The sequence below is a fragment of the Nostoc sp. CCY 9925 genome, assembly GCF_963920935.1.
Taxonomy (GTDB): Bacteria; Cyanobacteriota; Cyanobacteriia; order Cyanobacteriales; family Nostocaceae; genus Nostoc.
In genome coordinates, this window is the sequence record NZ_CAWUDO010000173.1 from 1 (window position 1) to 10,799 (window position 10,799).

Genomic DNA, 10,799 nt, shown 5'->3' on the forward strand with positions numbered 1-10,799 from the left:
CGCGATTAAACTTCTTTAAGTATATATGTACTATATTTAGATGCGTTCGCCCTGGCACAATCCCCGGTTGGTCGAGCAGTTTATTACGGCGGCATCAATGAATGGTTCCCCATGCCCTGGTTAAAGAATTTCTCTGGTTATGACCGGGATACTAACAAGTTTATTGATTCTACACCCATTAATAAACAATCCTTTGAGTCCTTTCCTAATTCATCAGTTGACGCGCCCCCTACGCAAGCTCAACAGATGTTAGCTCTTTTGGAGAAAACTAAAGCTAATTCAATCGATGAGTTTATTCAAAACGAGTTGAAATTAGATGGAGTTCCACCAGAGCTTATACGTTTGGGAATCGAAAGATTGCTCCAAGATTCTCCACTCAAATATAAATTCGACCGTTGGAATAGTAATCAAAATTAATGTTTTCGGGTTCAAAACTATGCAAGACAAAAATCCAGACAAATCTCAAAAATCAGCCTCAAGCCCAAATGGAACGATAGCGGCTAGTATCGCTAATTTTATTAACAGCCTCTCTCAAAACTTTCAACTATCACAACGAGAAGCACAAGTTCATCAGCAATGTTTAGAAAATACGAAAACTAGCAAGCTTCTCCGAGAGAAACAAGAGCTTATTCATGAAGCTAACCATCAAATGCCAATCTTGTTAACTCCCAAATCAAGATTGATAGTTCTTGAATCAATACTTGTTGCTCGTGCCAGAGATGGTAAACCTATAGATGATGTAGTTACAGCGATTGAGGTATTGAGAAAGAATATCCTAGAACTAGATACTCTATCCAATGTCAACTTACAAAACCAGTCCTCTCCCCAACCTCAAAAAACTAAAGACACCGTAATTACACATCGCCATCAATACGATTTTCCGATTTTGAGTGAGGTTGGGGCTTTAATCGGGGATGTTTGGAATTTAATACTATCTCTGCTCATATTTACTGCTCTTTCTATTTTGATTTTGCCAAGAACTAACCCTAAGCTCTGTAATTCATGGGATAATTCTAGCGATGTTTATAAAAATAACAGTTTATATTGTCAAATTGTTACTAAATTTAATAGTTTATTTTCTGACTATCAAAAAGCCAAATAAATTTTTGAGATTTAACTTTTTAAAGAGGTTGGCATGATTAAATTATTGATTCACTATTCGTCTAATTCAATTCTTGATACTGACTCTTGCCTTTCATTTGGGGATTTATGAAAATTTATCAGATGAAAAATAAACTGGCTCCTCTGATCAAACAAATTGCTACTGTTGGACTTGGCTTTTTAGTTATACTGTTGCTAAATGGTGGTCGTCCTTTAGGGCTTATAGTAGGGTTGAGCGTAGTTTTAGGTATCGCTTTTGTTGTTTGGAGCGAAAATAAGCAAATAAATAAACATTAGCTATAGTGAGAAAATCTCCTAAAAAAATGCCCTCAAAAGATAAAAAGTATGAATTCACAAGACCCCACCGCAAATAATACTAGCGAACAGCCCTCGATGATTGTAGTAGAGGAATTTGCATCAATTGATAAATCTCTTGAAGGGCATCCACAACGTCAAGATATTTTAGAAAAAATTCAGGAGTATCAATCTGAAGTTTTACGGCAAGTTCAGAGTAAAAAGCACAGGTGGTTTCATGATTCGATAGACATTTAATCCTTATTGTCAATCTTTAGCCCATCTTTACTACGTTTTAATTCTTCCCAAAGTTCTTCAATCTGATTGAAAGCTTCCCCAGGAAGTAACTTTCCATTTGTTTCCAGATTAACAATATAGGCAACTTTTTGCGAGAATTCTTGTAAATTAGCATTAAATGCTAAATTTTCTGGTTTAACTCTTCCGCAATAACGATACCGAGTATAAATAAAGTTTTCTTGGCTCTCTTGATTACGATCCGATGATGTCATTTAACTTTTCCTAATAATTTAAAATTTTTTGAGTAAAAATTTATGATGTTTTGGTTTAAGATAATTTGCGATGTTTAGCTAAATATTCTACCTATCTGTATGTAATACCTACAATACTTTGTTCAGCAATTACGCTAACTATTTCCAAGTTTTTTCTCAGCACTTCTTTTTTTGGCAGCAGATAAGGATTTTCTAAATATCCACTCTCTGTTTCTAATTTTGTTTAAGTAGTTGTCGGCATATTGAAAAGCTGTTGACTTATCGTATTTAGCTATACTAAGTGCTTGCAACAGTACTTCTAAAGGAATTGCGACTTGGGTGAGCTTTTCGGCTAATATTACTGACTCTTCTTCTGTCGCTGCTACTGTCGTTTCTACTGGTTCAAAATTTATTTGCTCCTTTACACGGATCTTTAACATTGCAGTATCAGCCATAAATGCACCTTCACAACTTGTACAATGCAGTTTTACTGAAACGTAGCGTTGATTCAATCCGTGTTTGTGCGGGACTTGCTTATGAACTTTATTTATTAATCCGCACATTTGCAGTGCGTTCGCTCTTGTGCGTTGGCACAGCCATCGCTTCTTTATTCAGTAGTCTTTCAACTATCCGTCAGCCTGCGCCCTGCTGAGTTAATGTCATGTGTAATCTGTACAGCCTGGGATATCATTTTAGCCCCGCTAATCGACTCAGATATGAAAAGTAATAGTTATAAGAAAACTCTCAACTCCAAGTTCAAAAAACTTTATGTAATACTGAATCTATTAAAACAAACTCAATAGTCAATTTAGGTAATGCTATGAAAGAAATAGCAAAGCCATTCGCCCATGAATAAACTGCTTAAACGGATTTTGAAACTAATCAAGCAAATTTTTCAGCAACTCTCATATAATGAACAACAAACTGTTCCTTCTTTGCATCACCCGTTAGAAACTCCTGCCATCATTCCTCCCATTCCCACTTTCGTTCCTCAGTGGCAGAATGGTTTGGTACTAGTATGTTCCCAGTGTACAGTCGAGCAATTTTCTGGCAGTTATCACAAAGTTAGCTCAGGTACAACAGCTTCCGAAGAACTACAGAAATGGCTGAAATCTCGACTAAAATTAGATGGATTATGGGGAAAATATCGAGTTGTTAGTACCAGTTGTTTAGGAGTTTGCCCAAAAGAACGTGTTGCCGTTGTTTTTTATCATGATGCAGTAGGACAGCAATGCTTTATTATCTCTGATCGTAGGGAACGTGAAATTCTCTACTCTTATATTAAACACATCAATCAGTGACTCCAGGATAAATTTTCTTAGACAATTAGAAAGCCTTCTACCGTACCTGTAATAAAACTATCATCAAGTAAACGCCACAACAGGTTGGAAAATTCTCAGCCGTAAATAAGCTATGCTCGTTTTTTCCTCATTTGTATTGTTTTTATCAAAAATTAATTTAAATATGTTGTCAACTAGTATTTTAACTAGTCAAATAAATTTAAATTCAAAGATTTTTAACGAATGAGTTTTGAACTTGTTTCTTTAAAACTACAGGTACGTCCAAACGATCTCGATAGTTTAGGTCATGTTAACAATGCTACCGTTTTGGAGTATTTAGAAACAGGACGTTGGGATTGGTTAAAGCACCATAAGATAAATATTAAACAGAAAATTATTCCAGTTGTGGCTCGGATTGAAGTTAACTATCGTAAGGAAATTATCTTGGAGGATGTAATTGTCAACACTAAGTTAGAGCAATCAAATCAATCATCACTCTACAAAGCCAACTTTTGGCAATCAATTGAGGTTATCAAAGAAGGGAATTTACTAGTTGCTGTTGAAGCCCGCATTCAAGTAGTATTTATTGATTCCACAGAGCGAACTTTGCGAACGCTACAAGAATTTCTAGAAGGAGCAAGTAATTCAAATAACCGGGCTTAGTAACTTATCCTAAATCTTCAATTAAATTTTGAAGATATTCTCGTGTTTCGGAAATGGTTAAATACAAGAAATTACCCATACTATTCATTATTTCATATTCATCGAGAACAACATTGTTAGCATCTACACTCCATCCTAGTCCATGAATCAGACCATTAGCACGAGCTTTTTCTCCCAGTTCAGCTATTTCTAAAAGCAGAGATTTATACTCAGACTTTAGCTTTTGAGTTTGAATCATTTTGTCTAACCTGATTTCAAATTCTGTGGATGATTCATATTTATGGGTCATTATTTTGAATATCTTTTAGCTGAGATTTAACTTGGCTGCAACAACCTCTGCCATAATCTTGTGTAACGCTGCTGGTCATTAGTAGTCCGCACAGCCAAAGATATCGCTTTCTTTGAGCCAACCACAATAGCTAATTTCCTGGCACGGGTTATTCCCGTATAAAACAAGTTGCGTGAAAGCATCATATAGTGCTGCATATACAGTGGAAGTATGACTACAGGGTATTCACTGCCCTGGCTTTTATGTATACTTATACTCCACGCTAGCGTAATTTCATTCAAATCAGCATAATCATACACTACAGGTCGTCCACTATACTCAACTGTGACCTCCTGTTCTTCCGTATCAATATCAACGATAGTCCCCAAATCGCCATTAAACACTTCCCGCTCGTAGTCATTCATTTGCTGTATGACACGATCGCCCACCCGCAGAATCATCCCCCCTCGATTAATCTCTACCTTAAGAGGCGCTGGCGGATTTATCAGCTGCTGCAAAACAGCGTTAAGATTGTGAGTCCCAACTAAACCCCGTGACATCGGAGACAGCACTTGCACATCCGTGGCTGGATTAAAACCAAGCCGTGGAATGAACTCACTCACCAACTCACAAATTGCCTGTACGCCATGCTCCGGCTGATGACCTCCACCATGCCACAGGCAATCTGACACTGGATTGTCGCTAATTGGCTCCATTGTGGGGTAATCGCAAGAGTTGATTTGGTGGGCGGCGATGACAATTGCGCTCTGCTGGGCTTGCCGAAATACCTGGGTCAACCGCACTACTGGCACTCGAAGAGAATTGATTAGATCAGCCAACACTTTCCCCGGGCCAACTGATGGTAATTGGTCAATATCGCCTACCAATAATAGTTGCGCTCCTTGTGCTACAGCTTTCACCAAGGAATGTGCCAGAAACAGATCCAGCATCGATGCTTCATCAGCGATAATTGCGTTGTGTGGCAACGGATTTTCATGGTCGCGCTTGAACCCCATTGTTTTTGGGTCAAATTCCAACAAGCGGTGTATGGTCTTCGCTTCCAAAAGAGTCATATAAGCTAATCGCTGTGCTGCTCTGCCTGTTGGTGCAGCTAGAGCAATGGATTTCCCCATTGCTTTCCACAGGCTGACAATGGTATGTGTAGTGAAGGTTTTGCCAACTCCCGGCCCACCAGTGAGAACCATAACTGGAGAATATGCTGCTTTCTCTACCGCTTGCTGCTGTTGCGGCGATAGTTGGATTTTGCGACTGATTGTAAATCTTTCTATCCAAGCACGAACACGAGGCATATCCTGTACAATTGGCTGGCTTAACCGTCGAGATATCATCTGCGCCAAATTCATCTCAGTATGAAAGAACGTTGGTTTGTAGCACAGTAGCAGCTTCTCGCCATCATTGCCCCGCACGATTTCTCTGATTAATTCTTCTTTTGCCCCCATCTGTTTAATAATGTCAGCGATCGCTAACTCTGTCGGCTGATGGTCATCTGTTGTTAGCAATTTTGCGACTTTCTCGATCAGTTCTGGCTGTGGTAGGTAACAGTGGCCATCTTCGGCTGCTTCACTCAATGCGTGGATGATACCAGCACAATATCTAAAAGAGGAGTCCGTTGGTACGCCTAAGTTCCGCGCAATCTTGTCGGCACTCAGGAAGCCAATCCCGTAAATATCCGTTGCTAGTTGGTATGGGTTAGAAGTAACTGTGGCGATCGCATTGTCCTGGTACTGCTTGTAAATCTTCACCGCATAAGTTGTTGAAACACCGTGGCTTTGTAGAAACACCATCACTTCTTTGATTGCCTTTTGTGTTGACCAGGCGTTCTTGATGAGCTTGATCCGCTTTTTGGCTATGCCTTGTACTTCGATGAGTCGGTCAATCTGGTTCTCAATGATGTCGAGTGTTTCTAAACCAAAGTGTGCAACGATGCGTTTGGCTGTAATCGGGCCAACACCTTTGATTAACCCACTGCCGAGGTATTTCTCGATTCCTGTAAGTGTTGCTGGTTTGGTTTCGTGATACTTGGTGACTTGGAACTGTGGCCCGTACTGCGGATGGTCTTTCCAGAAACCTGTTAGTTGAAGCGTTTGCCCCGGCTGGATATTGGCGAAGCTGCCGACTATTGTGGTGAGATCCGTAGAACGCGAAGTTTTTAAACGCGCTACGGTGTAGCCTGATTCTTCGGAATGAAACGTCAGGCGTTCGACTACCCCTGTAATGGTTTCGTAGTGCGGGGTGGCGTTTAGGGGTTGATTAGTAGGTGTTGAGAAGGTGGACATTGGGGATCAAAAATGCCGCATATTATTTTAAGTTAGAAAATAAGTTTTTTGTAGTACATAAATACTATCTCAACCACACCCAGGTGACAAGAATCTTGAGATATTAAATCAAAATGACGAAAAAATCACACACTTTTTGATACATTAATTCTTAAATACTAGTTCCGCTGTCAAATCCAGAGGCATTAATGCGATGCAAGTTATTCACGGCACCTGGATACCAGACCAAACAACTGAATTTATTCAATCTGGTTCTTTTTATCTGTGGATAGAAACTTCTGTGGCTAAACAAAGCCGTACTCGACAGCAGATTCATCCTAGACATTTATCACAAGAAGAATTAGTCAGTTTTTTAGTGCAGAATCTAGGATTTAAAGAGACACCTGTACAATTAAAAGAACGCATCTCTACCAAATGTTTTGCTTTGCCGACTGTCAATAATCAGCCCATCCCTTCACCAGAATTAATTAAGTATCTAGAGTTTGAATTTCCGGAAAGTTATGAAGATTTCCAATACTGGAACGTCATTTGCTATGAAACAGTAGTCTCTGCTAAAGGCAAAAAATTAATCAATATTGTCAAACTTTTGAAAGATATTCATTTTTTAGCACTTTACAATGCAAATGAATTCCAAATTGGTTCAGATTTATTATTTTGGTATCATTATACGCAAGCATTTAGACATATAATTTTCAAAGATCAATACATTCCAGCATTAAAATATCGAGCTTTAGCAGAGTTAAAAGATAAAACACGCAAGAGCAAAAGTAAAGAGCTATCCTCAAAACAATTTGAGATATATGCTGTTTGGGAAATTATTTCTGAGCAATATGAAGCAAATATTTCAAAATATATTGAGTATATGCCACTTTTTTGCACAGCAGGTAGTCACAATCAAGAGCAACAAATAGAATTTTTCGACAAAGAAACGCTGCTACGACATTTTTCCGAATTTCTTCTACAAAATCTAGTAACTGATACAATTTCTACAGCCACTTTTGATAAACAAATAGCAGATTCTCTGATTTACTATTGTCTGAATCAAGACAAATATAATCCCTTAAAAACAGAAACTTCTTTACTCGAATACCAACAGTGGTTGGCTTGGAAAAACAGAATTCAGCACACTCAATCTAACTTACCCTTTCATCTGTGCTTTCAGCTGCACTCTCCAACTGCCCAAGATGTAGACAATTGGCAGATTCAATTTTTGGTATCTAGTAAACAAGACCCTTCTTTAAAGCTAGCATTGGCAGATTATTGGTTGATGAATCAAAAAACCAAAGCTAGCGTTCACAAAGAGTATGGTCAGGATTTTGAAACTAATTTACTGCTGAACCTGGGCTATGCTGCTCGTATGTATCCCAAGCTTTGGCAAGGATTAGAAACAGAGTGTCCTGTCGGAATGCAGCTTACCTTGGATGAAGCATTTGGCTTCCTCAAGGAAAGTGCTTGGGTGTTAGAAGATTCGGGTTTTAAAATTATTGTCCCGGCTTGGTACACTCCCGCAGGTCGCCGTCGCGCTAAAATTCGCCTCAAAGCATCAACCAAAAAATTAACTCCCACAAAGGGTGAAACCAGAAGCTATTTCGGTCTAAATTCACTGGTGGAGTATCAATATGAATTAGCAATTGGCGATGCTACTGTTACAGCAAAGGAATGGGAACAACTAGTTAATACTAAGGCTCCCTTAGTACATTTTCGCGGTCAATGGATGGAATTAGACCGGGATAAAATGCAGCAACTACTCCAATTTTGGGACTCTCACGGTTCGGAGCAACCGCAGATGACTTTGCTGGAGTTCATGCAACGTACTGCCGAGGCTGGAGAAGATTGGGAAATTGAACATGACCAAGCTTTATCACAAGTTATGTCAAAGCTGCAAGATAAAAGCCAATTGGAGCCAATTTCACAACAGCTTTTGCAGCAAGGTACTCTGCGAGAATATCAAAAGCGTGGGGTGGCTTGGCTCCAATATCTGGAAAAATTAGGCTTAAATGGCTGTTTAGCAGACGATATGGGACTGGGCAAGTCCGTACAAGTAATTGCGAGATTAGTACAAGAAAAACAGACATTTAAGCCCCTTTTACCCACTTTACTAATTGCTCCTACTTCCGTTGTTGGCAATTGGCAAAAAGAAATTGCCAAGTTTGCTCCTCATTTAAAAACTCTTGTTCATCATGGCAGCACGAGGCTACAAAATGGGGTAGATTTTTCTGCGGCTTGTCAAGAACACGACGTAGTAATTAGCTCTTTTACTCTAGTTCGTAAAGACGAAAAGCTCCTCAGCAGTCTGAAATGGCAACGCATAGTTGTAGATGAGGCGCAAAATATCAAAAATCCAAAAGCTGCACAAACCAAAGCTATTCTCAAACTTTCGGCTCAACACCGCCTGGCCTTGACTGGCACTCCCGTTGAAAATCGCTTATTGGATTTGTGGTCAATTTTTAACTTTCTCAATCCTGGGTATTTGGGGAAGGAAGCACAGTTTCGTAAGTCTTTTGAAATCCCTATTCAAAAAGATAACGATAAAGTCAAGTCAACTACTTTAAAGAAATTAGTTGAACCTCTGATTTTGCGGCGAGTGAAAACTGACCAATCTATTATTAGCGATTTGCCAGACAAAGTTGAACAAAAACTCTACACTAACCTGACAAAAGAACAAGCATCGCTGTATGAAGTTGTAGTTAAAGATGTCGAAGAACAATTACAAAAAGCCCAAGGCATTCAGCGTAAAGGGTTAATTCTCTCAACTTTGATGAAACTCAAGCAAATTTGCAATCACCCAGCCCAGTTTCTTCAAGATGCTAGTGAATTTCTCCCAGAACGCTCTCACAAACTCTCTCGTCTGGTTGAAATGGTAGATGAAGCAATATCAGAGGGAGAAAGCCTCCTGATATTTAGCCAATTTACCGAAGTTGCCGAGCAAATTGAAAAATATCTTAAGCATAATCTGCATTGTAATACTTACTATTTACATGGGGGTACTACTAGGGAGCGTCGGGAGCAAATGATTAGTGAATTCCAAGACTCTCAGACAGAACCATCTGTATTTGTGCTTTCTTTAAAGGCAGGTGGTGTTGGTATTACTCTGACTAAAGCTAATCATGTTTTTCACTTCGACCGTTGGTGGAACCCCGCAGTTGAAGACCAAGCTACAGACCGCGCTTTTCGGATTGGTCAAAAAAAGAATGTTTTCGTACATAAATTTGTAGTAATTGGAACTTTAGAAGAACGTATTGACCAAATGATTGAAGATAAAAAGAAACTTTCTTCAATGGTTGTTGGTAGTGATGAATCCTGGCTTACTGAATTGGATAATGATGCGTTTAAACAACTTATCACCTTGAATAAAGCTACTATTTTGGAGTAAGTATTATGGCTAAATTTAGTCGCACTTGGTGGGGTGAGCGTTTTATTAAAGCCTTAGAAGGTTTTACTGACGATAATCGACTTCAACGCGGACGTTCTTATGCTCGTGGTGGTAAAGTCAAGAGTTTTGAGATTGAACTCAATAAAATTACTGCTAAGGTTAAAGGCTCTATTAATCCTTATTTTGGAGTTTATAAAGAACCAACATACAACATAGTCATTGAAATTACACCTATTAGCAAAACGCGGTGGAATGAAGCTATTCCCAAGATTGCTTCTAAAGCCAGTATTGTTTCTCGATTGCTCCTCAATGAAGTTCCCGAAAATATTGAAGAAATTTTTGCTCAAATAGGATTACGTTTATTGCCTCATAGTAGCAAAGACTTTAAAACTAAATGTTCTTGCCCAGATTATGCTAATCCCTGTAAGCACATTGCTGGGGTCTATTATCTGGTAGCTTCTCAACTAGATGCCAATCCATTTTTACTATTTGAATTGCGCGGACTCTCTAAAACAGAACTTCAAGCAAAATTAGCGGCTTCACCTTTGGGTAAAGCACTATCAACATCTCTTTCGCAGCCCGAAGAGTTTAACATACAAAAGAGTGAATCTTTCTATACAAAAATAGAAAAGCGGGCTGTCGATCAAAAACCGAGTCTGAGGGAGTTTTGGCTAGGTAGTAAGCGATTGCCCTCAACTATTGAAGCGCCTAATAATACTGGCATTCCAGCAATTTTAATTAAGAAGGAAGGAGACTTTCCTGCTTTCTGGCAAAAAGATAGTTCCTTTATCGAAACTATGGAGGAGCTTTATCAACGTGTCAAGAGTAAAAATCAAAACTTGATTTAACTAACTGGGCGGCAATCTCTTTCTCACTACACTAGCTTAATTCATATCTACAAATCAAAGTCTAAGAAAAATGTTTTATTGCCTGAATCCTCTTGTTCAGGGTAGGCTGATACACTTGAAACACTCTGTTGAGATGCTCCTGAATTGGTATCTATGCCATTAAAATCAGATGTATAAGCTGTTGGTT

The 10,799-nt window shown here is 38.9% G+C and carries 12 protein-coding genes; 8 read left to right on the plus strand and 4 right to left on the minus strand.

The genetic code is table 11. The annotated features are described in order from the left end of the window. Positions 1-111 precede the first annotated feature (111 nt). From ACM0OY_RS37995 to ACM0OY_RS38010, 4 genes are all read left to right on the plus strand, one after another. Positions 112-417, plus strand: coding sequence for a hypothetical protein (locus tag ACM0OY_RS37995; protein ID WP_414573881.1), 306 nt, complete (start codon positions 112-114; stop codon positions 415-417). A 19-nt stretch (positions 418-436) separates the two neighbouring features. Beyond that, a complete protein-coding gene (locus ACM0OY_RS38000; RefSeq protein ID WP_414573882.1) occupies positions 437-1,102 on the plus strand; it encodes a hypothetical protein in 666 nt (221 codons plus the stop codon). An 86-nt stretch (positions 1,103-1,188) separates the two neighbouring features. Beyond that, positions 1,189-1,398, plus strand: coding sequence for a hypothetical protein (locus ACM0OY_RS38005; protein WP_414573883.1), 210 nt, complete (start codon positions 1,189-1,191; stop codon positions 1,396-1,398). Positions 1,399-1,446: 48 nt separating this feature from the next. Further along, positions 1,447-1,653: a hypothetical protein gene (locus ACM0OY_RS38010; protein ID WP_414573884.1), complete on the plus strand. Its 207-nt coding sequence runs from the start codon at positions 1,447-1,449 to the stop codon at positions 1,651-1,653. On the opposite strand, the gene ACM0OY_RS38015 is transcribed toward ACM0OY_RS38010, so the two are convergent. Together ACM0OY_RS38015 and ACM0OY_RS38020 are read right to left on the minus strand one after the other, a co-directional pair. Beyond that, entirely contained in the window at positions 1,650-1,904 is a 255-nt protein-coding gene (locus ACM0OY_RS38015) for a hypothetical protein (protein WP_414573885.1), read from the minus strand. The two genes, ACM0OY_RS38010 and ACM0OY_RS38015, sit on opposite strands and share 4 nt — an antisense overlap. A 134-nt stretch (positions 1,905-2,038) precedes the next feature. After that, positions 2,039-2,338 (minus strand): hypothetical protein, encoded by a 300-nt coding sequence (locus ACM0OY_RS38020; RefSeq protein ID WP_414573886.1) that lies wholly within the window; start codon positions 2,336-2,338, stop codon positions 2,039-2,041. Between the two features lie 393 nt (positions 2,339-2,731). On the opposite strand from ACM0OY_RS38020, the gene ACM0OY_RS38025 reads away from it, so the two are divergent. Further along, positions 2,732-3,184, plus strand: coding sequence for a hypothetical protein (locus ACM0OY_RS38025; RefSeq protein ID WP_414573887.1), 453 nt, complete (start codon positions 2,732-2,734; stop codon positions 3,182-3,184). Between the two features lie 222 nt (positions 3,185-3,406). Next, positions 3,407-3,826 carry an acyl-CoA thioesterase gene (locus tag ACM0OY_RS38030; protein WP_414573888.1) on the plus strand — a complete coding sequence of 140 codons (420 nt, stop codon included), beginning with the start codon at positions 3,407-3,409 and terminating at the stop codon, positions 3,824-3,826. A 4-nt stretch (positions 3,827-3,830) separates the two neighbouring features. Here ACM0OY_RS38030 and ACM0OY_RS38035 read toward each other — a convergent pair whose 3' ends face one another. Both ACM0OY_RS38035 and ACM0OY_RS38040 read right to left on the minus strand, forming a co-directional pair. Next, positions 3,831-4,115: a hypothetical protein gene (locus tag ACM0OY_RS38035; RefSeq protein ID WP_414573889.1), complete on the minus strand. Its 285-nt coding sequence runs from the start codon at positions 4,113-4,115 to the stop codon at positions 3,831-3,833. A gap of 26 nt (positions 4,116-4,141) precedes the next feature. Next, a complete protein-coding gene (locus ACM0OY_RS38040) occupies positions 4,142-6,391 on the minus strand; it encodes an ATP-dependent RecD-like DNA helicase (protein WP_414573890.1) in 2,250 nt (749 codons plus the stop codon). Positions 6,392-6,584: 193 nt separating this feature from the next. Here ACM0OY_RS38040 and ACM0OY_RS38045 point away from each other — a divergent pair, with 193 nt between their 5' ends. Next, the gene (locus ACM0OY_RS38045) at positions 6,585-9,764 is read left to right on the plus strand and encodes a DEAD/DEAH box helicase (protein WP_414573891.1); all 3,180 of its coding nucleotides are present in this window, start codon (positions 6,585-6,587) and stop codon (positions 9,762-9,764) included. A 5-nt stretch (positions 9,765-9,769) separates the two neighbouring features. Further along, entirely contained in the window at positions 9,770-10,612 is an 843-nt protein-coding gene (locus ACM0OY_RS38050) for an SWIM zinc finger family protein (RefSeq protein ID WP_414573892.1), read from the plus strand. Positions 10,613-10,799 lie beyond the last annotated feature (187 nt).